Source organism: Ruegeria sp. N4 (assembly GCF_056531425.1).
Map to the genome: position 1 here is coordinate 436,536 of NZ_JBQFLT010000001.1, position 23,971 is coordinate 460,506.

The window sequence follows — 23,971 nt, forward strand, 5'->3', positions numbered from 1 at the left end:
TCAGACCTTTTCCGACACAAGCTGTTCGATGCCCGCAATGATCGCGGCCACGTTCGAGATGTCGAAATCGTTCGATTCAGGTTCGTTGGCGTTGAAGGGAACCGAGATGTCGAACTCTTCCTCGATCGCAAAGATGCTTTCGACCAGACCCAGACTGTCGATGCCCAGATCTTCCAGCGTGCTTTCGGGTGTCACATCCGATGGCTCCAGCACGGCCTGCTCTGCAATGATTGCGATGACGCGGTCGCTGATGCTCATATCGATCCCCTGATTATCAATCTGAGGATGATTTAATCGCTCGGGGGCTGTTTGGAAACAGCCTTTTTAAGTGCCTCAACGTCGCGGGCCAGACGCGGCAACCGGCGTTGCGCTTTGTAGATGTCGGTATGGGTTTCCATCTTGATCCCCGGATAGCCCATGATCACCCGACCGGCGGGCACATTGGACAGGATTTTGGTGCCGCCGCCCGAGATTACGCCGTCGCCGATGAAAATGTTGTCCACCACGCCGGTCTGGCCGCCCAACACCACGTTGTTGCCAATATCGACCGAGCCGGACACGCCGGTCTGTCCGCACAGCAGGCAGTCACGCCCCACACGGGTGTTGTGGCCCACATGCACAAGGTTATCCAGTTTCGACCCATCGCCGATCCGGGTGTTGCGAATTGTGCCATTGTCTACGGTACAGTTCGAGCCGACCTCGACATCGTCACCAATTTCAACCGCGCCCAGAGAATGAATGCGCAGCCAGCTTTGCGCCTTGGCCTCACCCGGATCCCCCATGGTTTTGCGCGCGTTTTCTGCGCCTGACACTTCGGGAGTGACAAAGCTGAAACCGTCTCCACCAATCCGCGCGCCCGGTTGGGCGATAAAGCGATCCCCGATCTGAGCGCGCGCGCCGATGCTGACCATTTCGCGAAGCAGCGCCTGTTCGCCAAGAACAGCGTCGATACCAATCGTGCAATGGGCGCCAATTACCGATCCGGCCCCGATCCGTGCCCTGGCCCCGACAACCGCCAAAGGCCCAATCGACACATCCGCGCCAATCTCTGCCGTCGGATCGATCACGGCCGAGGGGTGAATGCCGGGCTCAACCCCCTGCCCCCGATCCAGCATCGATGTTATGCCTGCCATCGCCATGCGCGGACGTTTCACAAAAATCGCGGCCCGCAGGCCCATGGCCTGCCAATCCGCACCTTCCCACAGAACCGCCGCGCGCGCCTCACCCCCAGTCAGAGCCTCGGCATATTTCGGTGACATCGCCATGGCCAGATCGGTGGGTCCGGCGTCACCGGGCTCGGCCGCGCGCACAATCGTCAGGCCGGTATCGCCCTGGCACTCGGCACCAAGGCTGTCGGCGATTTGCTGAATGGTAAACTGCATGGCGGGCTTTCTTTCGGCAGGATTTGCCCCCGTGCTTACCCCTGAACGTCCGGCAGGGCTACCCCTGCCTTTTGCAGCGCGTCCCAAATCTTGGCGTCACGATTGTAGATGTCCCGGCGATACTGCACCTCGCCCTTCGGGCCCATATAGGCGGTGCGATAGATCAGATGCACCGGAACCTTCTGATCCAGTTTCACTGTGGTTTCCTTGCCGGTATTCAGCACTCGGTGGAAAAACGCCTTTGGGTCTTCCTCTTGCTTGGCCAGCAACGCATAGGCGAATTCGAACGGTTGCGCCAATCGAATACAGCCATGCGAGAAGGCCCGCACCTCGCGCGCGAACAGAGATTTCTGGGGCGTATCATGTAGATAGATGTTGTACTTGTTGGGGAACATGAACTTCACCAGCCCCAGTGCATTGCTTTTGCTGGGCGGTTGACGCATCGCAAACGGGAAGTTGCGCGCGGTGAATTGGGTGAAGTCCACGGCCCCGCGGTTGACCTGACGGCCACTGCGATCGGTGATCTGGATGTGACCCACGGCATTTGGGTTGGATTGCAGCTTGGGCAGATACTCCTTTGTGATGATCGAGCGTGGCACATACCAGCTGGGGTTGATCACCATATGCTCCATCTCGTCCGAAAACTCGGGACTGCGGCGGTCATGCACGTTCTTGCCGATCACCGCGCGGGTTTCGAACGTGACCTGCCCGTCATCGACGATCTTGGCCGAGAAATCCGCCTGATTCACCAGAATATGGCGGGTCCCACGTTCACGCGGCAACCAACGCTCGCGTTCCAACGCCACCAGAACCGCCTTCAACCGGTCCGATGCCGGGCGGTTCAGTTCTGAAATCGTGCCCTGCCCGGCAACGCCGTCCGGCTCCAACCCATGTGCGGTTTGAAAGCTGCGAACAGCCTCAAGCAGAGTGGCATCAAACGAAGGGCTGGCGGTGGGTTTCAGATAGCCCATCGCCACCAACCGGTTGCGCAGCTTGATGACATTTGGCCCTGAATCCCCAAGTTCCAGCTTGGCCACCGGAACACTCGCGCCCCAGCCACCCTGATCGACCAGAGCCTCCAGTGCGAGTTTTTGCTTCATCAGCGCGCGATACTGACGCGTCTGCGGTGCGAGCTGATCCAGATAGGCCGCACCATGCGTGTTCAGTTGCTGCAGATGTTCCTCGGGGCTGCGCCGTTCCACCTTGCGGACCAGTCCGTCGTCAATGCTGGCCGGGCGCAGGGCACCGGAGTACAGATCGTCGGCGTAAGCCAGAAACACCCGCGTCAGTTCAGCCTCGACCGCGCCCAAATCCCGAACAGATCGCGCCTGCCGCATCTGTTCAACCAGCGCGTCTACATCGTAACCTGCTGCGGGCAGACCGTGCATATGGCTGTTGGACAGCGCTTTGATCAACGCGGCGCGCCGTTCGGCATGATCTTGCGAGGCTCCGACCCAGACCGGCGAAAACCCGTTGGTCCGGTAAAACGCCGCAATATCGCTGGATGTCGGAGTGTGCTCGGCCACAGCCATTTGAAACGCGGTGCCCTGAATCGGGTCAGACGTTGTGTTGGCAATGGCTGCTGTGGCCGCAAAACATGCCGCGACAAGGATACTGGTACTGGTCCGCAATACTGAGAACATGGGATGCCCTTGGTTATTCAATAGTTTGCGCTGATGGGGATGCGCCGAACAAATATCATTTTTGCACTCTGCCTTTGTCTATTCACAAATTCCTTACTCAGCCTCTTCTATTTCGGCCTGATGCGCGTTTGCATCGAAGCGGTGCCGAAACGCCTCAATTGCGCAAAAAATGTGCCGGTTGCCCCATCTGCGCAAAAAACTGCCGAAAATTCCCCCTTGAAAAGGTGAGTATCAAACACTTCTTGGCGACCGAATCCGATTGTGCCATAAATTCGCCATCTGGGATGGGAAAATATTAATACAGCGCGCGTAACATCGTGCGCAGGCAGGAACAGTACGGGACGAAACAAAAATGACCAAGAGCAGTACATCGGGCTTGACCCGGCGTGCCCTATTGGGGGCATTCGCAGCCACAGCAGTCGCTGCAGCACCGACTTATTCCAATGCAGCAGGTTTCCTTCGCGGCGGCGGCGACATTCGTCGTATCCGCATGTATTCCGGTCGCACAGGCGAACGGATCGATATGATATATTGGGTTGACGGCAAATACATCAAGGATGCTGTCAAGGAAGTGAACCATTTCATGCGCGACTGGCGAACCGATCAGGTCAAAAGCATGGATTTGCGCACAGTCGACATCATGGCCGCCGCCCACAATCTTCTGGACGTGAACGAGCCTTACATGCTGCTGTCCGGCTATCGCTCGCCGCAGACAAACGCCATGCTGCGTTCCAGATCCCGCCGCGTTGCCCGGAACTCCCTGCACATGCAAGGCCAGGCGGCAGACCTTCGCCTTGGCTCGCGTTCCGTCTCGCAAATGGCCAAAGCGGCGATGTCGTGCCGCGCGGGCGGTGTAGGCCAATACTACCGGTCGAACTTCGTACATATGGATTGCGGCGTGGTCCGCACCTGGCGCGGCTAATCCGCCTCGTTAAAACCAATTGTTCCGAACCCCCGCAGATCCTCTGACGGGGGTTTGTTTTGCGCAATGCAATCTGACCGGGCGATCCGACCGGAGTGCGGATCCTAAATCTAATGAAAGATGGCGCACCTGAGAGGATTCGAACCTCTGGCCTCTGCCTTCGGAGGGCAGCGCTCTATCCAGCTGAGCTACAGGTGCCTTGGCCGTTAGCTAACCTTGTTCCGGGTCGGGTGCAACTGGAAATCTGCGGGTCCCGGCAAGGTTTCACGCAAACAAATCATGCGCCAGTTCAAGCGCTTCGATCAGCGTGTCGACCTCATCGGTGGTGTTATACAGGCCAAAACTCGCCCGACAGGTCGCAGTAACGCCCAGATGATCCATCAACGGACCCGCGCAGTGATGACCGGCGCGCACGGCGACGCCCTTTTTGTCAAGGATGGTCGAGACGTCATGCGCGTGCCCTGCTCCATCCAGCGTGAAGCTGAAGATCGCGGCCTTGTCCGGGCGGGTGCCCTGGACCTGTAGCCAATTCAACCCGGTCAGGCGTTGCATCGCATAGTCGCGCAGGCTGGATTCATGGGCGGCGATGTTCTCCATCCCCAGATCCATCATGTAGTCCAACGCCACGCCCAAACCGATGGTCTGGACGATGCCGGGTGTTCCGGCTTCGAACTTCATCGGCGGGTCGTTGTACGTGATCTGGTCTTTGCTGACCTCTTTGATCATGTCACCGCCACCAATGAAGGGGCGCATTTCGGCCATACGCTCGGATTTGATGAAGATCGCGCCCGACCCGCACGGGCCGTAGAGCTTATGCCCGGTGATCGCGTAGAAATCGCAGCCAATCTCATCGACGCTGACCGGCATATGAACCGCGCCCTGACTACCGTCCACCAGAACCGGAACACCTTTGGCATGGGCCCCTTTGGTGATGGCTTTGACATCTACAACCGTGCCCAGAACGTTAGAGCACTGTGTGACCGCCACCAGTTTGGTTTTGGGCCCGATCGCATCCAGAACGGCCTGCGGATCAAGGCCGCCATCTGCATCCACATCGACCCATTTCAGAACAACGCCCTGCCGTTCGCGCAGGAAATGCCAGGGCACGATATTGGCGTGATGCTCCATCACGCTCAGCACGATTTCGTCGCCTGCCTCAAGCCGGGGCATGGCCCAGCCGTACGCGACCAGATTGATCCCTTCGGTAGTGCCCGAATTCAGGACGATCTCGTCCTCATTCGCCACCCCAAGGAAACGTGCAATCGTGCCGCGAACGCCTTCGTATTTCTCGGTCGCGAGGTTTGACAGGTAGTGCAAACCGCGATGGACGTTCGAATATTCCTCGGCATAGGCACGGGTCACTGCATCAATCACCGCCTGAGGTTTCTGCGCCGAGGCCCCGTTGTCCAGATAGGTCAGCGGCTTGCCGTTCACCTGCCGCGACAGGATCGGAAAATCAGAGCGGATTTTCTGCACATCATACATAGGGCTGTCTTCCTAGACGGGCGCCACGGGGGCGAGCATAAGGACAAAAGGAACCGCAACCAAAGCGGACAACAAAATCACGCCGAACGATTTCCAAAGCGATCCGAACTGATGCGCCTCGTTCAGGAAATGCAACGTGATGTAGAGACTCAGGATCGCGGTGGCCAACAGCAACACCGCCATCAGAAACGGGATCGTCAGGCTCAGGATCAGAACGCCAAGCAATGCCGCGATCTGCAGGTATTGCACCCAGACGATCAGCACCATCATTCCCTCGAACCGCGCCGTTCCGCCCAGAAAACGGCCGACGAACAGGAAGGCAAGGATGCTGAACATCATCGTACCGGCCGAGCGAACCAATACAATCGGAACGCTTTCCGTAATCGGCCCGGCATCGCCTTCGACAACCGGAATCGACAGATCAATGCCCAACTGGATTATGCAGTTCAGCACAACCGCAAGGAAAAACGCCAGCCACAGCACCTCGCGCCCCGGGTTCAGGGCCAAAAGCTGACGCGCCGCCTCGGCGGGTTGTCTTAGCGTCAGAACCGCCAGTTGACCCAGGTTCGGAGTATTCATTCAGCGGACCTTTGCACTTGTCGCAGTCCGGATAACCAGAACCAGACAAAAACGGCAACCCAAATCAAACCCACAAGGGTCAGCGTTGGACCAGAGCCGATGAACCCGGCAACAAGTCCGTTCAGCAGAACCAAGGGTGCGGAAGACAGCAAGGCCCAGAACAACGCCAGACGCGCGCCATAGGGCGTCCCTTTGCCACCCGCCAAACGCGCGGCCCAATGCGAGATCAGCGCCAGACTGTAAAAGAACAACGGCAGGATAAAGACCGAGCCCAGCAAGGCACCGCCCAGCAGCATGTTCAGCTCCACCCCTTCAAGATGCGCACGGCGCGCAAGGCTTGGCATCTGGGCGATGAAGGACACAATGCAGAAGGCCATGACGAAAATCAGCGCCCGGTCTTCGCGCGGCCCCATATCCAGAAGCCGGCGCACGACACGCCCCGGCCCCCGGTATGTGGCAACGATATCTGACGACACAGGCATCAGCTGCGGCGCGCCAACCAACCTTCCAGACGGCTCACGATGGCCTCGGCCAATGCGCCGTCTTCGATCTCGTCGACGGCCTCGGCCAGGAACGCCAGCGTCAGCATGTTGGTCGCGTCCTTGGTCGGAACCCCGCGCGAGCGCAGGTAGAACAGCGCGGTCTCGTCAATCGCGCCCGAGGTCGAGCCGTGCGAGCAGGCCACGTCGTCGGCGTAGATCTCAAGTTCGGGCTTGGCGAGGAACTGGCTGTCATCGTCCAGAAGCAGCGACTGGCTGATCTGATAGCCGTCGGTTTTCTGAGCACCTTCTTTCACAAGGATCTTGCCCTGAAACACGCCGGTCGCACCGTTGCGCAGCACTTTCTTGAACACCTGACGGCTTTCGCAATTCACCGCGTCATGGGTGATGAAGACGGTGTCATCGTGATGAAAGTCACCATCGCCGACACAGGCCCCCGCCACATGCGCGACGGCGTCATCGCCGGTCAATTCGACAACCTGTTCATTTCGGGTCAGCACACCATTCACGGTCAGGGTGAAGGACTTGTAGACAGACTCGGTGCCCAGACGGGTGAACATATGGGTCGCGGCCCGACGCTCCCAATCTCTGCCCTGCGCGCGGACGTGATGCAGCGTGCCGTTATCGGCAATGTCGATCTCCATGCACTTGTTGAAGCGCGACGCGGCGGGGCCGGTTTCCAGAATGGTCGCCTCGGCACCGCTTTCGACGCGGATTACGTGGTGCAGGATCGCGTCCGAGGTCGCGGACTCGTGCCGGTAGATCAGGTTGATCGGCTTGGAGGGCTTACCCGTCACATGAATGGCAACCCCGTCCGACGCAAAGGCGGTGTTCAGCGCGGCCAGTGGGCGCTGCACGGGAACCTGTCCGCGGGCTTCCAGAACGCCATACAGATCTTTGGCCCAATGGATGTCCTTGCAGCAGATGTCCTCCAGACGATCAATGCTCACGCCTTCTTGCGTAAGATCATCCGATTCCTCGGCGCTGAAAACACCGTCGATAAACACGATCTTGAGGCGGTCGAACTCGTGGAACACCAAGGGTTCATCATCCACGAAGACCGCTGCAGGCATGGCCGCAGGCGCGACCAGAGTGTCGGGCCGTGTGTATTTCCAATATTCGTCGCGACGGTTGGGCAGACCCATCTCAAGCACGCGGGCCAGCGCATCTTCGCGCGCGGCGCGGGTGCATCCGGCATCCGGCATGGTCAGCACTGCCAGCCGCGCCTCGGTTGCGGTTTGTTTGACTTCGGGCAAGGCCATCAGTTCACCTCGGCAAGAATGTCGGCATAACCGTTGTTTTCGACCTCAAGCGCCAGTTCCGGGCCACCGGATTTGACGATGCGACCGTTCGCCATGATGTGCACCACATCGGGTTTGATGTGATCCAGCAGGCGCTGATAGTGGGTGATCACAAGGAACCCGCGCCCTTCGTCGCGCAGCGCGTTCACACCTTCGGCCACAAGCTTCATCGCATCCACGTCAAGGCCCGAGTCGGTCTCGTCCATGATGCACATCTTGGGTTCCAGCATGGCCATCTGCAGGATCTCGTTGCGCTTTTTCTCACCGCCCGAGAAACCAACGTTCACAGGACGTTTCAGCATGTCCGCGTCGATCTTCAGGGTCTTGGCCTTGGCGCGCACCTCTTTCAGGAAGTCGGCGGCCGACAGTTCCTCTTCCCCGCGTGCCTTTCGCTGAGCGTTTACAGCCGTACGCAGGAAGGTCATGTTGCCGACGCCCGGAATTTCGACCGGGTACTGGAACGCCAGGAACACACCAGCAGCGGCGCGCTCTTCCGGCTCCATCTCTAGCAGGTCTTCACCGTTCAGAGTGGCCGAACCGTCGGTCACTTCGTATCCATCGCGACCCGACAGCACATAGCTGAGCGTCGACTTGCCCGAGCCATTCGGCCCCATGATCGCGTGTACCTTGCCGGCCTCGACCGTAAGGTCTACACCTTTGAGGATCTGCTTGTCTTCTTCTTCAAGCTGTACGTGCAGGTTCTTGATTTCCAGCATGTTTTGTCCTTTTGCATCTCGCAAGGGGCATCGTCGCCCCGATAAATCCCTATCCCAGTACCTTGCGGATCAGCCGTGCAGCAATCCAACCCAGGATTACCCCACCACCAACCGCCCAGACCGGGTTGATGAAAGCCATGTGATTGATGTTCACGTAAGCCACCCCCAGCAGGCCGCCCAAAACCGGCAGCGCATAGCCCAGCCAGGTCAGCACATCATCCTTCTGGATGCCGTTCCGGGGTGACCGCGTCATCAGCCGACAGAGCCTTCCAGTGAAATCGCTACCAGTTGCTGCGCTTCCATGGCAAATTCCATCGGCAGCGCCTGCAACACGTCTTTGCAGAACCCGTTCACGACCAGCGCCACGGCCTCTTCCTCATCCATGCCGCGCTGACGGCAGTAGAACAGTTGATCATCATCCACCTTCGACGTCGTCGCCTCATGCTCAACGCGGGACGAGTTGTTCTTGACCTCGATATACGGAACCGTATGCGCGCCGCATTTGTCGCCGATCAGCAAGCTGTCACACTGCGTGTAGTTCCGGCTGTCCTTGGCTTTCGGATGCATCGAAACCAGACCGCGATAGGTGTTCTGCGCCTTGCCCGCACTGATGCCCTTGGACACGATGCGCGACTTGGTGTTCTTGCCCAAATGAACCATCTTGGTGCCGGTATCGGCCTGCTGATAGTTGTTCGCAATCGCGATCGAGTAGAACTCACCCTGGCTTTCATTGCCGCGCAGGATGCAGGACGGATATTTCCAGGTCACGGCCGAGCCGGTTTCGACCTGAGTCCACATCACTTTGGACCGATCACCCCGACAATCGGCGCGTTTGGTTACGAAGTTATAGATGCCGCCCTTGCCGTTCTCGTCCCCGGGGAACCAGTTCTGAACGGTCGAATACTTCACCTCGGCGTCTTCTTCGACAATGATCTCGACCACAGCCGCGTGCAATTGGGCGGTGTCACGCTGAGGTGCAGTACAACCTTCCAGATAAGACACGTACGAGCCCTTGTCGGCGATGATCAGCGTGCGTTCGAACTGACCGGTATTCTCCGCGTTGATGCGGAAATAGGTGCTCAGCTCCATCGGGCAGCGGACGCCCGGCGGGATGTAGACGAACGAGCCATCCGAGAACACGGCCGAGTTCAAAGTGGCATAGAAGTTGTCCGACACAGGGACCACGGTGCCCAGGTATTTCTTGACCAGCTCAGGATGTTCTTTGATCGCCTCGGAGATCGAACAGAAGATCACCCCGGCCTTTTTCAATTCGGCCTGGAATGTCGTCCCGACCGAAACCGAGTCAAACACCGCGTCCACAGCGACCTTGCGGCCTTCGGCGGGCGCATCTTCGGCCCCTTCGACCCCGGCCAGAATCATCTGTTCTTTCAGCGGGATACCCAGCTTTTCGTAAGTCGCCAACAGCTTGGGATCGACGTCATCCAGCGACTTCGGCTTCTCCTCCATCGATTTCGGACGGGCATAGTAATACTGGTTCTGAAAATCGATCGGCGGGTAATGCACCATGGCCCATTTCGGCTCATCCATTTTGGTCCAGCGCTCGAAGGCCGACAGACGCCATTCGGTCATCCATTCAGGCTCTTCGTTCTTTTCCGAAATCAACCGCACGATATCCGGGTTCACGCCTTTGGGCGCATACTCCATCTCGATATCGGTGTCCCAGCCGTATTTGTAGGTTCCGACCTCGCGTACCGCATCCACGGTTTCCTGATCGACACCTTCTTTCACCTGGGTCTGGTCCAAAGCGGCCATAACTTACCCTCCGTCAGATCACGCGGCGCGCGCGCGATGCTTTTTCTCTTTCTCAAGCCACGTTTCAGCGAAACGCAGCACATTCTCTTTTGTTGTCAAAGGACCCAGCGAAACGCGGATCGCGCTGGCTGCTGTGACCTCATCAAATCCCATTGCAGTCAACACCGCGCTGGCACGAACCTTGCCGCTGGAGCAGGCAGAGCCCGCGCTGACTGCAAAACCCGACAGGTCCATCTGCATGACCTGCGTCTCGCCCTTCCAGCCGGGGGTCGCGAAACACAGAGTGTTCGGCAGTCGCTTTTGACCTTTCCCGACAAAAATAGGTGATTTAACTCCGGCCTCAAGAGCGTTTTCTAGAATATTTCTAAATTCTTCGACCTGCTCCCAAACACCGTTGGCCAAATCCCGCGCGGCTGCTTCAGCTGCGGCCCCGAACCCCGCAATTCCAATCACATTTTCAGTTCCGGACCGACGCCCCATTTCCTGTCCGCCGCCCTTGATCTGAGCCGCCAGATCAGTGCCGCGTTTCATCACAACCGCGCCTACGCCCTTGGGCCCGCCCAGCTTGTGCGCCGAGATCAGCGCCATCTGCACGTCCAGCCAATTGAACGCAACAGGCAATTTGCCAAACGCCTGCGTTGCATCCGCCACTGCCAGACCCGACGGCAAGGACTGCACAATACCGGTTTCGGAATTGGCCAGTTGCAGTGTGGCGCGCGACGGATCTTCCAAGGAAACCAGCCCCGCTGATGAAACGGGAATATCCTCATCAATCCAAACCCTTACCGCATCATGTTCAATCGCGGCCCCATGTATATCGCGCCCTGCCAGCGTCAAGGCCGCACCCTCGGTCGAGCCTGAAGTGAACACAACATCCGCTCCGTCCGCCCCAAAGGCCGATGCGACCTGCGCCCGCGCGCGTTCGATCAGCGCCTTGGCGGCACGCCCTTCTGCATGGACCGAGGACGGGTTCCCGCAGACCTCCATCGCCGCGATCATCGCGTCCCGCGCTTCGGGCCGCAACGGCGTGGTCGCGTTATGATCCAGATAAACGCGATTCATGGATACATCTTTTTCCGGTTGCCTGTGACCTGAAACGCCATCGCCTTACTCATCCACCACAGCGAACAGGCTGGGAACAGCAGGACATGGCGCGAGATCGTTCTTGATCACATCCGACAGCCGCGTCTGATGCAGGAATACGTAAACATGTGCGCTCAACCCCTCCCACAGACGATTGGTCAGGGATTGCGCGCGACTGCCCGAGGACGCGCCGGATGCACCTGCCCCCTTGGTCATCGCATCGACGGTTTCGTCAACGGCTGACAGAACCTCGACCACGCGAATGTCCGAGGCCGGGCGCGCCAGTCGATAGCCGCCACCGGGGCCACGGACCGAAGACACAAGCTCGGCCCGGCGCAGTTTGACGAACAATTGCTCTAGGTACGGTAGCGAAATGTCCTGACGCTCCGAGATCTCGCCAAGCGTCACAAGCTGATCCGAGGGCTGCAGCGCAATGTCAGCCAGCGCCACCATGGCGTAACGACCTTTCGTCGAAAGCTTCATTGACAATCCCTCATGGCAAGATGCGCGCGAAATCATTGACGCCGCCGCCGCCAGTGCGTATCTCCGACGGACAGCGACGGTACGCGCCGCTACATATTAGAACCGTTCTAAGGTGCCCGACGATTATCGTCAAGTATATCCGGGCTCTCGGAAGAAAAAGACAGGACCAAAGCACACATGCCCGAGGTGATTTTTCCCGGACCCGAAGGCCGCCTGGAAGGCCGTTACCACCCGCAAAAGGAAAAAGACGCACCGATCGCCATCGTGTTGCACCCGCACCCACAATTTGGCGGGACCATGAACAACAAGGTCGTCTACAACCTGCACTATGCGTTCTACAACATGGGTTTTACCGTGTTGCGCTTTAACTTTCGCGGCGTGGGCCGCAGCCAGGGCGAGTACGACCAGGGCGTAGGCGAGCTGAGCGACGCGGCATCGGCGCTGGACTACCTGCAGTCGATGAACAACAACTCGAAACACTGCTGGGTCGCTGGCTTTTCATTCGGTGCGTGGATCGGGATGCAGCTGCTGATGCGCCGGCCCGAGATCACGGGCTTTATCAGCGTGTCGCCCCCGGCGAACATGTATGACTTTTCGTTCCTGGCGCCCTGCCCGTCTTCTGGCCTGATCATCAACGGATCAGCCGACCGCGTTGCGCCTCCGGCGGATACCACATCGCTGGTGAACAAGCTGCATGAACAGAAGGGCATCACCATCACCCATAACGAGGTCGAAGGTGCAGACCATTTCTTCCAGGACCGCCACATGGACACGCTGATCACCGATGTCAGCGACTATGTGAAACGCCGCCTGACCGAGACCACGCGCTGATGTCTGACACCATCACCACCCTCGCCGCCAAACTGGCCGAGGATACGATGAAGGTTATGGACGAAACCGGCGACGACCGGTTCTTTGTCGAGGTGGGTGAGGTTCTGGGCGCGGCGTCGCAATCGCTGGAAGAGGCATTTCTGACCGAAATCCGCGTCCGGATGGCGGAACGCAAGGCGCGCACCTTTGTGATCAAGCGTCTCAGCGACCACCGCTCAAAAGTGAAAGCTATCGAAAAGCAATGAGTGATCGTCTGTCGGCCCAAATCGCCTTTCTGAAACAGGCCGACAGGTTGAAAACAGTGGAACGGGCAAACGTCCTGCTGGACCTGTCCCGCTGTGAAAACTCGGCCGAGCATAGCTGGCATCTGGCCCTTTGGGCTTTGGTCATGGAGCCATTGGCGGGACCCGAGGTTTCGATTGACCGGGTGATCCGCATGTTGCTGTTGCATGATCTGGTTGAGATCATCGTGGGCGACCATCCGATTCATCTGCAGACCGACTGGCAGGCCGTCGCCAAGGCTGAACAAGCCGCGGCCACGGAACTGTTTGGCCTGCTGCCCGCCGATCAGGCGGCGGAGTTTCAAGGCCTCTGGCAGGAGTTCGAGGCCGATCAATCCCCTGACGCCCGTTTCGCAAAAATTCTGGATCGCTCTCAGCCCCTGTTTCAGGTGCTCTGTGCACAGCATCCTCGGGCCGATCATATTGAGGTCGTGCAAGATAATCTGGACGGTGGGCGCGCAGCTTATCTGGCGCAGGATTTCCCTCTGGCCTTTGATCATGCGCGGGCACTGCTGGACGGCGCGGATACGGACTCTAACGCATTTACAACACGCCTGCCCTTCCTGACCGAGGCTGATCAGTTGAAAACAGTCCTGCGCGCCTCGCGCCTGATGGCGTCGGACCGGTTTGAGAATTCTGCCGAGCATTCCTGGCACATCATGCTCTACGCCTGGGTCTTGTCGGAATATGCCGAGGACGGTGTGTCCGAGGCCCGTGCCCTGCGGATGCTGTTGCTGCACGATATCGTCGAAATCGACGCCGGAGACCACCCGATCCACGGACAAGTGGATCACGCCGCCCAAACCGCCAAAGAGGAGGCGGCAGCAAAACGTCTGTTCGGCCTGCTTCCCGAACCGCAGCAAACGCAATTCGCGGATCTGTGGCACGAGTTCGAGGCGGCGGATACACCGGGTGCCCGGTTTGCCAAGGCCGTTGACCGGTTCCAGACCCCGATTGCCAATCTGGAAACAGGTGGTGGGTCATGGGTCGATTACAACGTGACCTATGCTCAGCTGGAAACACGGGTACGACCGGCGGTTGAAGGCGGTGCCCCGCAGCTTTGGCAGTGGCTACAGCCGCAACTGGCCGCCTATTTTCAAACGCACAGCACAGCGGGCGCATAGCCAGAAATAGAAAAAGGAGCCCAAAGGCCCCTTTTCCCTCTGCTTCGTTCTGATCGGCGCTTAAATTACGCTACCATCCAACTTTTCAACCATATTGGCTGCATCAGTATCGACGGACCCCCCGCCAGCAAGCCACCCAAGCGCTACGATAACAAACGCAGCAAGAATGACGGTTTTTGCAAATAACGTCATGAAACAATACTCAGTAACAAAAAAAACCAATACACGGGGAACTTTACACAAATTCAACTTTACCCATAGTCAGGTATACCTGACCTTCATGTTGTGGGTCGGCACTGCTTTCCAACTGAATGTGCTTGCCGCAGATTGCAAAGTCGTGGTCAAGCTTGCCTGGGTTTATTGAGACAAAGGTATAAAACATGCCCAAAGCCTACCTGATCCTGCTGCTTGCGGTCTTTGCAGAAACCGTAGGGACAACTGCGTTGCAGGCCAGCCAGCAATTCACGCGGCTTTGGCCGTCGGTTCTGGTCGTTGTCAGCTATGGGTTTGCCTTCTACCTTTTGGGCCTGACCCTGAAATTCATGCCGGTTGGTATCGTCTACGCAATCTGGTCCGGATTGGGGATATTCTTCATCGCAATAATTGGCTTCGTTGTCTTTGGACAAAAACTGGACATCTGGGCCGTTCTGGGGCTGACCCTGATCCTGGCCGGAATTCTGATCATTCACCTGTTTTCGAAGACTGCGGGCCATTGAACGCCTGTTAGGGGTGGTAACTTTGCGCGTGCCGCGTTATGCGCGCGGCAACTTCCCGTTCAAAGGCTGACCTCTCATGGACCTGCGCAACATCGCAATCATCGCTCACGTGGACCACGGCAAGACGACCCTGGTGGATGAGCTGCTCAAACAATCCGGCGCGTTCCGGGACAACCAGGCCGTGGCGGAACGCGCCATGGACAGCAACGATCTGGAACGCGAGCGTGGCATCACCATTCTGGCCAAAGCCACCTCGGTCGAGTGGAAGGGCACACGCATCAACATCGTTGACACCCCTGGCCACGCCGATTTCGGTGGTGAGGTTGAGCGGATCCTCAGCATGGTGGACGGTGTGGTCCTGCTGGTCGACGCCGCCGAAGGCCCGATGCCGCAGACCAAGTTCGTGACCTCCAAGGCGCTTGCGTTGGGTCTGCGTCCAATCGTGGTGTTGAACAAAGTCGACAAGCCCGATGCCGAGCCCGACCGGGCGCTGGACGAATGCTTTGACCTGTTCGCCAACCTCGGCGCCGATGACGACCAGCTGGATTTCCCCGCAATGTACGCCTCCGGCCGGTCCGGCTGGGCCGATATGGAGCTGGACGGTCCCCGCAAGGACCTGACCGCCCTGTTCGACCTGATCGTGGATCACGTCCCCGCGCCCAAGCAGGCCGAAAAGAAAGACGAACCTTTCCGCATGCTGGCCACAACACTGGGCAACGACCCGTTCATTGGCCGTATCCTGACTGGTCGCGTTGAAAGCGGCACCCTGAAAGCCGGCGACACCCTCAAGGCGCTCAGCCGCGACGGCACGCTGATTGAGAACTTCCGCGCCTCGAAAATCCTGGCCTTCCGTGGTCTGGCGCAACAGCCCATCGATGTGGCCGAAGCAGGCGACATCGTTACCATCGCGGGTATGAGCAAGGCGACAGTCGCCGACTCGCTGGTCTCGCCGCAGGTTGACGAAGCCCTGCCCGCCCAACCCATCGACCCGCCCACCATCACTGTGACCTTCGGCATCAACGACTCGCCCCTGGCCGGGCGGGACGGCAAAAAGGTGCAGTCCCGCGTCATCCGTGACCGCCTGATGAAAGAGGCCGAATCCAACGTTGCCATCCGCATCACCGACACCCCCGGAGGTGAAGCGTTCGAGGTTGCAGGCCGTGGCGAATTGCAGATGGGCGTTCTGATTGAAAACATGCGCCGTGAAGGGTTCGAACTCAGCATCTCGCGCCCGCAGGTTCTGTTCCGCGAAGAAAACGGTCAGCGGCTGGAACCGGTCGAAGAAGTTACCATTGACGTGGATGACGAATACTCGGGCGCGGTGATCGAAAAAATCACCGGCGCGCGCAAAGGTGAGCTGGTCGAGATGCGCCCCGCTGGTGCGGGCAAAACCCGCATTATCGCCCATGTCCCCTCGCGCGGCCTGATCGGCTATCACGGCGAATTCCTGACTGACACCCGTGGTACCGGCGTACTGAACCGGGTGTTCCATGACTGGGCCGCTCACAAAGGCCAGATCCCCGGTCGTCGCGCTGGTGTTCTGATCTCGATGGAAAAAGGTCAGGCTGTCGCTTACGCGCTGTGGAATCTGGAAGAGCGTGGCCGCATGTTTGTTGGCCCTCAGGCAGAAGTGTATCAGGGCATGGTGATCGGTGAGCATTCGCGCGACAACGATCTGGAAGTGAACCCTCTGAAGGGCAAGAAACTGACCAACGTGCGCGCCAGCGGATCTGATGACGCTGTACGCCTGACGCCGCATGTTCAGTTCTCGCTGGAAGAGGCGATTGCCTATATCGACGATGATGAACTGGTCGAGGTAACCCCCAACGCCATTCGTCTGCGCAAGCGCTTTCTGGACCCCCATGAACGCAAGCGCATGGCGAAATCCGCCTAAATTGTGGCAAATGGTCGATTTCGAAATTGGAAACAATGACACGAGTGTGACATTTTTTCATCCATCCCAAAAATGATGAAAATGGGGAGACCTTCCGTAACGGCAGGTCTAACCCCTGTTTTTCATGGCCGTTCAACTTTTAGTAAAGTTAAAATCAAGTGACTCACCCGATCCGGCCCTTGTAAATTCGGCCAGAGAAAGGTGTATTCATGACTAAAGTGTGACGTCGTTCATACAACGCACGGTTTCAATAGTGCACAAGATCGACGCAGTAAGTAATGAGTTTCAAGGAGTAGCGCCATGCGCATCAAGTCTCGTATACTACCCGTTATATTTGCATCAGCTACACTTCCTTTGCTCGCGGCTGGTCCCGCATTGGCTGATGGGAAATGTACAGTTCGGACCGCCAAACAGTCTGTATCGACGGAAACCCTGTGTGCTTGTACCGTCGTTGAATCCCGTATGCTGCGGTATCTGCAGCGTCGTTCGGATTTCGAAGATATTCTGGCCCGGACGCTTCAGACCTGCCCCGCGTTCGCAGCAGTTCTGACCGACTTCCCGACAGCGTCGATTGGCGCGCCGTCACAACGTTCCGGCGACGGTCCGGCTGACGAAAACGGCGGTGGGTCAAGCTCTGGCGGTGGGTCCAGTTCCGGTGGTGGGTCCAGTTCCGGTGGTGGATCAAGCTCCGGCGGCTCAAGCTCGGGCGGCGTGACGCCTACTGGCGGTTCCAGTGGTGGCTCCAGCTCCGGCGGATCAAGTTCCGGTGGCTCCAGCTCCGGCGGATCAAGCTCAGGTGGCTCCAGCTCCGGCGGATCGAGCTCGGGCGGCTCCAGCTCCGGTGGGTCCGAAGGTGGCTCCAGCTCTGGTGGATCAAGCTCGGGTGGCTCCAGTTCCGGCGGTTCTGAAGGTGGCTCCAGCTCGGGCGGTTCAAGCTCAGGCGGTTCAAGCTCCGGTGGGTCTGAGGGTGGCTCCAGCTCTGGTGGTTCAAGCTCGGGTGGCTCCAGCTCTGGTGGGTCCGAAGGTGGCTCCAGTTCTGGTGGGTCCAGCTCCGGTGGTTCCAGCTCCGGCGGTGGATCTGAAGGCGGCGGAACCGAAGGGGGTGACTCGCCCGAAGGTAACGGAACCGAAGGCGGCGGCTCGCCTGAAGCCGGTGATCAGGGCACGAACTAAGCTCGGGTTAGAATGCAAAAAAGCCAGCGGTTGCAACTGTCGCCGCTGGCTTTTTGCGATGCGTTCTTGGTCTTACGTTAACTGCTACCGTAGACACCAACCCAACGCCGAGGTTGTTTGGGATCCTGCATGCGAAGGAACAGATACTGGGTCGCGGACCAGGGCTTAATTCGATTGGTCAGATTGTCCAGAACCAAATCCCCCTGCGCCGAACGGTAGACCAATACAGCATGTGCATTGCGGTGTTTGTCGAGCACAGTTGCAATCAGCAGTTTTCTGGGATCGATACCTGCGTTGATCAGATCGCGCTTTTTCAGCAACGCGAAATCCTCGCAATCGCCACCGCGCGAGGTCGGAAGCGCCCAACGTTCGCGAGTTCTGTATTGCGATTGATCGGTCACTTCGCGAATGGTGGCGTTTACGTGGCGATTGATGCGCTGAACGATCTGCATCTCTTGCTGGCTGGTCAGGGACCCGGACCGTTTCGTGGTGCACGCCCAATCATACTGGCGGCACAACTGACGTGCGCCGGTTGGCGGAGGGGACGCGGATACACTGGTGATGAAAGCCCCTTCCGAGGCCTGGGAAACGGTTCCCCCAAGGAACGTGCCAAAAGTAATGGCAACGACACCCAAAAAGCGCCCCGAACCTGCCGCAGCGCGCCCTAAGATGGACGTGAATTTCCCGCCATTCGATTTCATGCCTGTCCCTCGATCCAAGTCTCTCCGAGCGATTGTCGTCAAACCGGACCATATTCCGTTTTCAGAAACTATCCGTAAACGTGGCCGATTATGCAATCTAGGTCGAAACTGAAGGGGAAAAAGGGCGGAAATTCGTCACTTATTTTGACCATTTCGGGCAAGAAATGGGTTCAGATGGCCACAATTGTGACGGGAAACCTGATCGGATACTCGCCTGAGCAGGCTTAAGTGTATGACATTTATGAAGTAAAACTCACGCCTTTCGCGAGCCTGCAGTTGCCACAATCATGCCATCCGCGCCTTGGCTGATTTTCGCTTACTTACGGCCCACTTGCACGCGACGCGCCCGAAACGCACCGCGTCTGGTGATTCTCAGTCGGTGATCTCAACCACGACCAACTCACGTTCGCTGGCATCGCGCGCGTGATCCAGCGCCCTTTGGTAGTCATCCGAATTATAACAGTCCACCGCCGCTTCGACGGACGGGAACCGGGCGACCACATTCCGTGGCCGCTCTTTCCCTTCTAACTGAACGTAACGGGCGGCGCGGGCGATGAACTCACCGCCATGTTTGGCGATCGCGGGTCCGGCCAGCTCGGCGTATTTTCCATATGATTCGGCGTCGGTCACCGTTACGTGCGAAATCCAGAGTGCGGGCATGTTACGCTCCTAATACCTGTTCGGCGGCCTTGATCGCCGCGTCGGCGTTGGAGGCATCTTTGCCCCCGCCCTGCGCCATATCGGGACGGCCTCCGCCGCCTTTCCCGCCCAGTTCCACAACAGCGGCCTTCACCAGATCCACCGCGGAAACCGTGTCGGTCAGGTCCGACGTCACACCGGCCGCAACGGCGGCCTTGCCACCAGCATCCGCGATCAACAATACCGCGCCCGAGCCAAGACGGGCTTTGTGTTCGTCTATCAGCGCAGGCAGGTCCTTGCCCGATACACCGCTCAGCGCCTGGGCCAGGAACTTGATGCCATTGACCTCGCGCGCCTCGGCCCCGTTGCCCTGCCCCGCGCCGCCAGCCATGGCCAGGTCACGGCGCAGCTGAGCGACCTCGTTTTGAAGCGCCTTGCGTTCGTCCAGCAAGGATTTGACACGGCTGACCACATCATCCGGCTGTGCTTTCAACTCTGTCGCGATCTGGGCCAGACGATGATCCTGCGCCGAAAGATAGCGAAACGCCTCATCCCCGGTCAGCGCTTCGATCCGCCGGACACCGGCGCTGCTGGCGCTGTCGCCCAGAACAACAAAGGTTCCGATGTCGCCGGTTTGGCGCACATGCGTACCGCCGCACAGTTCAATCGACCAGGTCTCACCATCCTGTCCCTTACCGGTCGGCGCCTTGCCCATCGACACAACGCGCACTTCGTCGCCGTATTTCTCACCAAACAGGGCCTGCGCACCCAGCCCCCGCGCGTCATCCGGGGTCATGATCCGGGTCTCGACGGTCGAGTTCTGGCGGATGAAATCATTCACCTCGCGTTCAACCTTTTGGATTTCGTCCAGCGTCAGCGCTTTGGAGTGGCTGAAATCGAACCGCAGGCGGTCGGATGCATTCAACGACCCACGCTGCGCCACGTGATCACCCAGTGTTTCGCGCAAGGCCTCGTGCAGCAAATGCGTCGCCGAGTGATTGCCACGGATCGCCGAACGGCGCGCGTGATCAACCTCCAACTCAACCGCGTCGCCCTTGGACAAAGCGCCGTGATCCACGGTTACTTTGTGCGCATAGACCTTCCCGTCTGCGAATTTCTTTGTGTCTTCGACGCGCGAAACATCATCGCGCTCCTCCAGCCGTCGAATTTCACCCGTGTCGCCAACCTGACCGCCGGCCTCGCCGTAAAACGGCGTCTGGTTCACCACGACCCAGCCGCTGTTGCCCTGCTCGATCTTGTCGACCAAAGCGCCATCGACGATCAGCGCGGCAACCTGACCTTCGGCTTTCTCGGTATCGTAACCCAGGAAGTCCGTGGCCCCCGCGCTGTCCAGCACGTCGAACCAAACGGCCTGATCCGCTGCTTCGCCCGAACCCGCCCACGCGGCACGGGCCTTGGCCTTTTGTTCGGCCATGGCTTCGTCGAACCCATCGATATCGACGGTTCGGCCTTTTTCGCGCAGCGCATCCTGCGTCAGGTCCAGCGGGAACCCATATGTGTCATACAGCTTGAACGCCGCATCGCCGGGCAAAGCCGCACCTTCGGGCAGGCCTGCAACTTCATCATCCAGCAGTTTCAGGCCGCGATCCAATGTCTGCTTGAAACGGGTTTCCTCAAGCAGCAGAGTCTCTTCGATCAGCGGCTGCGCCTGTCCAAGTTCGGAATATTGCGCGCCCATCAATTGCACCAGGGTCGGAACCAGACGATGCATGACCGGATCTTTTGCACCCAGAAGATGCGCATGGCGCATCGCGCGGCGCATGATCCGGCGCAGCACGTAGCCGCGACCGTCATTGGATGGCATCACCCCATCCGCGATCAGGAATGAGGTCGAGCGCAGGTGATCCGCAATCACCCGGTGGTGCACGTTCTGGTCGCCATAGGGGTCGACGCCGGTTGCATCCGCCGACGCCTCGATCAGCGTTTTGAACAGGTCAGTGTCGTAGTTGTCATGGCTGCCCTGCAGCAATGCACCGATCCGCTCCAGCCCCATGCCGGTGTCGATCGACTGCATGTCGAGTTCCACCATCGAGCCGTCCTCGAACTGCTCGTTCTGCATGAAAACGATGTTCCAGATTTCAATGAACCGGTCGCCATCTTCCTCGGCCGATCCCGGAGGGCCGCCCCAGATGTGATCGCCATGGTCATAGAAAATCTCGGTGCACGGGCCGCAGGGGCCGGTCGGGCCCATCTGCCAGAAATTGTCGCTGGTGGCGATGCGGATGATCCGATCCTCGGGCACGCCGACCTTTTTCCAGATCTCGAACGCTTCGTCATCGGTGTGATAAACCGTTGTCAATAAACGGTTCTTGTCAATACCGAATTCCTTGGTGATCAGCTCCCACGCGAAAGGAATCGCCTCGGGTTTGAAATAGTCGCCGAACGAGAAATTCCCCAACATCTCGAAGAAAGTATGGTGTCGCGCGGTGTAGCCCACATTGTCCAGATCGTTGTGCTTACCGCCCGCACGCACACATTTCTGCGCCGTGGTGGCGCGCTGGTAGTCGCGGGTTTCAACGCCCGTGAACAGGTTCTTGAACTGCACCATGCCCGAGTTCACAAACATCAGCGTCGGGTCGTTGCGCGGCACCAATGGGCTGGACGCGACCACCTCGTGCCCCTGCTTGGCGAAGTAGTTCAGAAAGGTCGATCGGATATCGTTCAGCGTGGGCATCAGGCTCTCTCAGCGCGAAATCATACTCGTTTGCGCAGGTTTACCGCCGCGTCCGGGGAGTGTCCACAGCATAGCCGTTCCAAACGAAACAAGACGGCCCCGATGGACCGCCCTGTTCCCAGTATTCTCAGCACCATCGGGGTGCCGGGGGATTTCTGCTGTTCCCGTCAGCGTCCTTTACGCTTCGAGGATGTCGTCATCCTCGGCAGCGCCGGGCGGCATGTCGAAATCCAGACCGTGGGCTGCGCGAATCTTATCCTCAATCTCCAGCGCGATGCGGGAATTGTCGCGCAGGTATTGCTTGGCATTCTCGCGCCCCTGCCCGATCCGTTCGTCGCCATAGCTGAACCACGAGCCCGATTTCTCGACCACGCCAGCCTTGACGCCCAGATCCAGCAACTCACCCATTTTGCTGATGCCTTCGCCATACATGATGTCGAATTCCACCTGCTTGAACGGCGGGGCCACCTTGTTCTTCACAACCTTCACGCGGGTCTGGTTGCCGACCACCTCGTCGCGGTCCTTGATCGCACCGATGCGGCGGATGTCCAGACGGACCGAGCTGTAGAATTTCAGCGCATTGCCGCCGGTGGTGGTCTCCGGGCTGCCGAACATGACACCGATTTTCATCCTGATCTGGTTGATGAAAATCACCATACAGTTCGAGCGGCTGATCGAACCGGTCAGCTTGCGCATCGCCTGACTCATCAAGCGGGCCTGAACGCCCACGTTGCTGTCGCCCATATCGCCTTCCAACTCAGATTTCGGCGTCAGCGCCGCCACCGAGTCGACCACGACCATGTTCACAGCCCCCGAACGCACCAGCGTATCGGTAATCTCAAGCGCCTGTTCGCCGGTATCGGGCTGCGAGATCAGCAGCTCATCCAGATCGACGCCCAGTTTGCGGGCATATTGCGGATCCAGCGCATGTTCCGCGTCGACAAAGGCGCAGACACCGCCACGTTTCTGCTGTTCGGCAATACAATGCAGCGTCAGCGTCGTTTTACCCGAGCTTTCCGGCCCGTAAATCTCAACAATCCGGCCCATCGGCAGACCGCCGATTCCCAGCGCGATGTCCAGACCCAGCGATCCGGTCGAACTTGCGTCGATATCCTGTTTGGCATCCTCGCCCAGCTTCATGATCGAGCCTTTGCCGAACTGCCGTTCGATCTGGGCCAGCGCACTGTCGAGCGCCTTTTGCTTATCCGCGTTTTTCTTGTCGCTCATCGTCAGAAGATCCGCCATTGTCCTGTCGCCTTCCCTTTTGTCACACCCTTTGCCGGGCGGCAATCGCTGCTTTGTTCGCCTCTTGTTCCTTATGGGACCAAAAAGAGAACATTTCAACTAAAACTTACAGAACTTACTTTTGGGCAATTGTGTTAAAGAGTCGTTTACGACACTCTGCCATCATGGTGAAATACAGTTCGGGGCCGATAAATGCTTGTTTTCTATAAAGAACGCCTTGCGTTTTTATCTGTCCCCAAGACTGGCAGCACGGCTTACCACACCGCGTTGGGTGCGCGGGCCGATCTGGTTGTGACCGGCCCGCCCGAGTTGAAACACGCGCCGGTGCGCCGGTTTGATCGGTTTTTTCAGAACATGTACCGAAAGATGTACGACACCGAGATGGAAATCATGGCCGTCGTGCGCGAACCGATTGACTGGCTGGGCAGTTGGTACCGCTTTCGCAGCCGCGAGGATCGGATCGGCCATCCCCATTCGACCCGCGATCTGAGCTTTGATGAGTATGTTCGCGCCTATATGCAGAACCCGCGCCCCGGGTTTGCGGATGTGGGCAGCCAAAGCCAGTTTTTTCGGACCAGAAACAACGGGGTCGGTGCGACCCATATCTTCAAATACGAACATCAGGACAAGATCCTGAGCTTTTTGCAGGACCGGTTGCAGATGGACATCTCTCTGCCACGCGAGAATGTATCCCCGCCGGGCGACCTGACCCTGTCAGCCGAGACCGAACGAAAGTTCCGCAGCAAACACGCCGAGGAATTCGCAACCCATGACGCCGCCCTTTGAAGCGTGCAACCTTAAATCT

General features: G+C 58.6%; 24 protein-coding genes and 1 tRNA gene. 8 read left to right on the top strand and 17 right to left on the bottom strand.

The annotated features are described in order from the left end of the window. From ACR0LW_RS02160 to ACR0LW_RS02170, 3 genes are read right to left on the bottom strand one after another with little or no spacing between them, the layout of a single operon-like run. On the bottom strand, positions 1 to 258 hold the full coding sequence (locus ACR0LW_RS02160) for an acyl carrier protein (RefSeq protein WP_170450632.1): 258 nt from the start codon (positions 256 to 258) through the stop codon (positions 1 to 3). Between the two features lie 32 nt (positions 259 to 290). Further along, the gene (lpxD, locus tag ACR0LW_RS02165) at positions 291 to 1,382 is read right to left on the bottom strand and encodes a UDP-3-O-(3-hydroxymyristoyl)glucosamine N-acyltransferase (protein WP_480881460.1); all 1,092 of its coding nucleotides are present in this window, start codon (positions 1,380 to 1,382) and stop codon (positions 291 to 293) included. A gap of 35 nt (positions 1,383 to 1,417) precedes the next feature. Further along, positions 1,418 to 3,025: a L,D-transpeptidase family protein gene (locus tag ACR0LW_RS02170; protein ID WP_480881461.1), complete on the bottom strand. Its 1,608-nt coding sequence runs from the start codon at positions 3,023 to 3,025 to the stop codon at positions 1,418 to 1,420. 352 nt (positions 3,026 to 3,377) lie between these two features. Between ACR0LW_RS02170 and mepK the strand changes: the two genes are divergently transcribed. Next, positions 3,378 to 3,947 carry a peptidoglycan L,D-endopeptidase MepK gene (gene mepK, locus ACR0LW_RS02175; protein ID WP_170450628.1) on the top strand — a complete coding sequence of 190 codons (570 nt, stop codon included), beginning with the start codon at positions 3,378 to 3,380 and terminating at the stop codon, positions 3,945 to 3,947. Between the two features lie 121 nt (positions 3,948 to 4,068). On the opposite strand, the gene ACR0LW_RS02180 is transcribed toward mepK, so the two are convergent. The 10 genes from ACR0LW_RS02180 to iscR form a co-directional block, all read right to left on the bottom strand. Next, positions 4,069 to 4,145 (bottom strand) — tRNA-Arg (locus tag ACR0LW_RS02180). Between the two features lie 66 nt (positions 4,146 to 4,211). Continuing rightward, entirely contained in the window at positions 4,212 to 5,432 is a 1,221-nt protein-coding gene (locus ACR0LW_RS02185; protein ID WP_480881462.1) for a cysteine desulfurase, read from the bottom strand. Between the two features lie 12 nt (positions 5,433 to 5,444). Further along, on the bottom strand, positions 5,445 to 6,011 hold the full coding sequence (locus ACR0LW_RS02190; RefSeq protein ID WP_170734761.1) for a YIP1 family protein: 567 nt from the start codon (positions 6,009 to 6,011) through the stop codon (positions 5,445 to 5,447). After that, positions 6,008 to 6,493 carry a YIP1 family protein gene (locus ACR0LW_RS02195; RefSeq protein WP_170450622.1) on the bottom strand — a complete coding sequence of 162 codons (486 nt, stop codon included), beginning with the start codon at positions 6,491 to 6,493 and terminating at the stop codon, positions 6,008 to 6,010. Before ACR0LW_RS02195 ends, ACR0LW_RS02190 begins: the two co-directional genes overlap by 4 nt. Further along, positions 6,493 to 7,773 (bottom strand): SufB/SufD family protein, encoded by a 1,281-nt coding sequence (locus ACR0LW_RS02200; RefSeq protein WP_480881463.1) that lies wholly within the window; start codon positions 7,771 to 7,773, stop codon positions 6,493 to 6,495. The genes ACR0LW_RS02195 and ACR0LW_RS02200 overlap by 1 nt, the downstream gene beginning before the upstream one ends. After that, positions 7,773 to 8,528 (bottom strand): Fe-S cluster assembly ATPase SufC, encoded by a 756-nt coding sequence (gene sufC, locus ACR0LW_RS02205; RefSeq protein ID WP_170450618.1) that lies wholly within the window; start codon positions 8,526 to 8,528, stop codon positions 7,773 to 7,775. Before sufC ends, ACR0LW_RS02200 begins: the two co-directional genes overlap by 1 nt. Before the next feature lie 49 nt (positions 8,529 to 8,577). Further along, positions 8,578 to 8,781 (bottom strand): hypothetical protein, encoded by a 204-nt coding sequence (locus ACR0LW_RS02210; protein ID WP_170450615.1) that lies wholly within the window; start codon positions 8,779 to 8,781, stop codon positions 8,578 to 8,580. After that, positions 8,781 to 10,301, bottom strand: a complete 1,521-nt coding sequence (sufB, locus tag ACR0LW_RS02215) for a Fe-S cluster assembly protein SufB (RefSeq protein ID WP_170518684.1) — start codon at positions 10,299 to 10,301, stop codon at positions 8,781 to 8,783. Before sufB ends, ACR0LW_RS02210 begins: the two co-directional genes overlap by 1 nt. Before the next feature lie 18 nt (positions 10,302 to 10,319). After that, the gene (locus ACR0LW_RS02220; protein WP_480881464.1) at positions 10,320 to 11,363 is read right to left on the bottom strand and encodes a cysteine desulfurase family protein; all 1,044 of its coding nucleotides are present in this window, start codon (positions 11,361 to 11,363) and stop codon (positions 10,320 to 10,322) included. A gap of 45 nt (positions 11,364 to 11,408) precedes the next feature. After that, positions 11,409 to 11,867, bottom strand: a complete 459-nt coding sequence (gene iscR / locus ACR0LW_RS02225; RefSeq protein ID WP_170450610.1) for a Fe-S cluster assembly transcriptional regulator IscR — start codon at positions 11,865 to 11,867, stop codon at positions 11,409 to 11,411. Positions 11,868 to 12,044: 177 nt separating this feature from the next. Between iscR and ACR0LW_RS02230 the strand changes: the two genes are divergently transcribed. The 6 genes from ACR0LW_RS02230 to ACR0LW_RS02255 all read left to right on the top strand — a co-directional run bounded on the left by ACR0LW_RS02230 (position 12,045) and on the right by ACR0LW_RS02255 (position 17,886). Further along, complete coding sequence (locus ACR0LW_RS02230; RefSeq protein ID WP_170450609.1) at positions 12,045 to 12,698, top strand: alpha/beta hydrolase; 654 nt, start codon at positions 12,045 to 12,047, stop codon at positions 12,696 to 12,698. Continuing rightward, a complete protein-coding gene (locus ACR0LW_RS02235; RefSeq protein WP_170450608.1) occupies positions 12,698 to 12,943 on the top strand; it encodes a hypothetical protein in 246 nt (81 codons plus the stop codon). Before ACR0LW_RS02230 ends, ACR0LW_RS02235 begins: the two co-directional genes overlap by 1 nt. Further along, positions 12,940 to 14,103 carry an HD domain-containing protein gene (locus ACR0LW_RS02240; protein WP_480881465.1) on the top strand — a complete coding sequence of 388 codons (1,164 nt, stop codon included), beginning with the start codon at positions 12,940 to 12,942 and terminating at the stop codon, positions 14,101 to 14,103. The genes ACR0LW_RS02235 and ACR0LW_RS02240 overlap by 4 nt, the downstream gene beginning before the upstream one ends. A 380-nt stretch (positions 14,104 to 14,483) precedes the next feature. Next, positions 14,484 to 14,819 (top strand): SMR family transporter, encoded by a 336-nt coding sequence (locus tag ACR0LW_RS02245; RefSeq protein WP_170518694.1) that lies wholly within the window; start codon positions 14,484 to 14,486, stop codon positions 14,817 to 14,819. 76 nt (positions 14,820 to 14,895) lie between these two features. Then, positions 14,896 to 16,713: a translational GTPase TypA gene (gene typA, locus ACR0LW_RS02250; RefSeq protein WP_480881466.1), complete on the top strand. Its 1,818-nt coding sequence runs from the start codon at positions 14,896 to 14,898 to the stop codon at positions 16,711 to 16,713. A 462-nt stretch (positions 16,714 to 17,175) separates the two neighbouring features. Next, a complete protein-coding gene (locus ACR0LW_RS02255) occupies positions 17,176 to 17,886 on the top strand; it encodes a hypothetical protein (RefSeq protein ID WP_170518700.1) in 711 nt (236 codons plus the stop codon). Between the two features lie 77 nt (positions 17,887 to 17,963). On the opposite strand, the gene ACR0LW_RS02260 is transcribed toward ACR0LW_RS02255, so the two are convergent. From ACR0LW_RS02260 to recA, 4 genes are all read right to left on the bottom strand, one after another. Then, positions 17,964 to 18,587, bottom strand: a complete 624-nt coding sequence (locus tag ACR0LW_RS02260; RefSeq protein WP_480581109.1) for a transglutaminase-like cysteine peptidase — start codon at positions 18,585 to 18,587, stop codon at positions 17,964 to 17,966. A gap of 372 nt (positions 18,588 to 18,959) precedes the next feature. Next, positions 18,960 to 19,247 (bottom strand): DUF1330 domain-containing protein, encoded by a 288-nt coding sequence (locus ACR0LW_RS02265; protein WP_480881467.1) that lies wholly within the window; start codon positions 19,245 to 19,247, stop codon positions 18,960 to 18,962. A gap of 1 nt (position 19,248) precedes the next feature. Then, positions 19,249 to 21,921, bottom strand: a complete 2,673-nt coding sequence (alaS, locus tag ACR0LW_RS02270; protein WP_480881468.1) for an alanine--tRNA ligase — start codon at positions 21,919 to 21,921, stop codon at positions 19,249 to 19,251. Positions 21,922 to 22,098: 177 nt separating this feature from the next. Beyond that, complete coding sequence (recA, locus tag ACR0LW_RS02275; protein WP_170629954.1) at positions 22,099 to 23,166, bottom strand: recombinase RecA; 1,068 nt, start codon at positions 23,164 to 23,166, stop codon at positions 22,099 to 22,101. A gap of 192 nt (positions 23,167 to 23,358) precedes the next feature. Between recA and ACR0LW_RS02280 the strand changes: the two genes are divergently transcribed. Further along, positions 23,359 to 23,952, top strand: coding sequence for a gamma-glutamyl kinase (locus ACR0LW_RS02280; protein WP_480881469.1), 594 nt, complete (start codon positions 23,359 to 23,361; stop codon positions 23,950 to 23,952). The last annotated feature ends 19 nt before the right edge of the window (positions 23,953 to 23,971 follow it).

Coding starts and splice junctions, on each gene's coding strand:
- ACR0LW_RS02160 (WP_170450632.1), bottom strand. CDS start 258: ATGAGCATCAGCGACCGCGTCATCGCAATCATTGCAGAGCAGGCCGTG.
- lpxD (WP_480881460.1), bottom strand. CDS start 1,382: ATGCAGTTTACCATTCAGCAAATCGCCGACAGCCTTGGTGCCGAGTGC.
- ACR0LW_RS02170 (WP_480881461.1), bottom strand. CDS start 3,025: ATGTTCTCAGTATTGCGGACCAGTACCAGTATCCTTGTCGCGGCATGT.
- mepK (WP_170450628.1), top strand. CDS start 3,378: ATGACCAAGAGCAGTACATCGGGCTTGACCCGGCGTGCCCTATTGGGG.
- ACR0LW_RS02185 (WP_480881462.1), bottom strand. CDS start 5,432: ATGTATGATGTGCAGAAAATCCGCTCTGATTTTCCGATCCTGTCGCGG.
- ACR0LW_RS02190 (WP_170734761.1), bottom strand. CDS start 6,011: ATGAATACTCCGAACCTGGGTCAACTGGCGGTTCTGACGCTAAGACAA.
- ACR0LW_RS02195 (WP_170450622.1), bottom strand. CDS start 6,493: ATGCCTGTGTCGTCAGATATCGTTGCCACATACCGGGGGCCGGGGCGT.
- ACR0LW_RS02200 (WP_480881463.1), bottom strand. CDS start 7,773: ATGGCCTTGCCCGAAGTCAAACAAACCGCAACCGAGGCGCGGCTGGCA.
- sufC (WP_170450618.1), bottom strand. CDS start 8,528: ATGCTGGAAATCAAGAACCTGCACGTACAGCTTGAAGAAGAAGACAAG.
- ACR0LW_RS02210 (WP_170450615.1), bottom strand. CDS start 8,781: ATGACGCGGTCACCCCGGAACGGCATCCAGAAGGATGATGTGCTGACC.
- sufB (WP_170518684.1), bottom strand. CDS start 10,301: ATGGCCGCTTTGGACCAGACCCAGGTGAAAGAAGGTGTCGATCAGGAA.
- ACR0LW_RS02220 (WP_480881464.1), bottom strand. CDS start 11,363: ATGAATCGCGTTTATCTGGATCATAACGCGACCACGCCGTTGCGGCCC.
- iscR (WP_170450610.1), bottom strand. CDS start 11,867: ATGAAGCTTTCGACGAAAGGTCGTTACGCCATGGTGGCGCTGGCTGAC.
- ACR0LW_RS02230 (WP_170450609.1), top strand. CDS start 12,045: ATGCCCGAGGTGATTTTTCCCGGACCCGAAGGCCGCCTGGAAGGCCGT.
- ACR0LW_RS02235 (WP_170450608.1), top strand. CDS start 12,698: ATGTCTGACACCATCACCACCCTCGCCGCCAAACTGGCCGAGGATACG.
- ACR0LW_RS02240 (WP_480881465.1), top strand. CDS start 12,940: ATGAGTGATCGTCTGTCGGCCCAAATCGCCTTTCTGAAACAGGCCGAC.
- ACR0LW_RS02245 (WP_170518694.1), top strand. CDS start 14,484: ATGCCCAAAGCCTACCTGATCCTGCTGCTTGCGGTCTTTGCAGAAACC.
- typA (WP_480881466.1), top strand. CDS start 14,896: ATGGACCTGCGCAACATCGCAATCATCGCTCACGTGGACCACGGCAAG.
- ACR0LW_RS02255 (WP_170518700.1), top strand. CDS start 17,176: ATGCTGCGGTATCTGCAGCGTCGTTCGGATTTCGAAGATATTCTGGCC.
- ACR0LW_RS02260 (WP_480581109.1), bottom strand. CDS start 18,587: ATGAAATCGAATGGCGGGAAATTCACGTCCATCTTAGGGCGCGCTGCG.
- ACR0LW_RS02265 (WP_480881467.1), bottom strand. CDS start 19,247: ATGCCCGCACTCTGGATTTCGCACGTAACGGTGACCGACGCCGAATCA.
- alaS (WP_480881468.1), bottom strand. CDS start 21,921: ATGCCCACGCTGAACGATATCCGATCGACCTTTCTGAACTACTTCGCC.
- recA (WP_170629954.1), bottom strand. CDS start 23,166: ATGGCGGATCTTCTGACGATGAGCGACAAGAAAAACGCGGATAAGCAA.
- ACR0LW_RS02280 (WP_480881469.1), top strand. CDS start 23,359: ATGCTTGTTTTCTATAAAGAACGCCTTGCGTTTTTATCTGTCCCCAAG.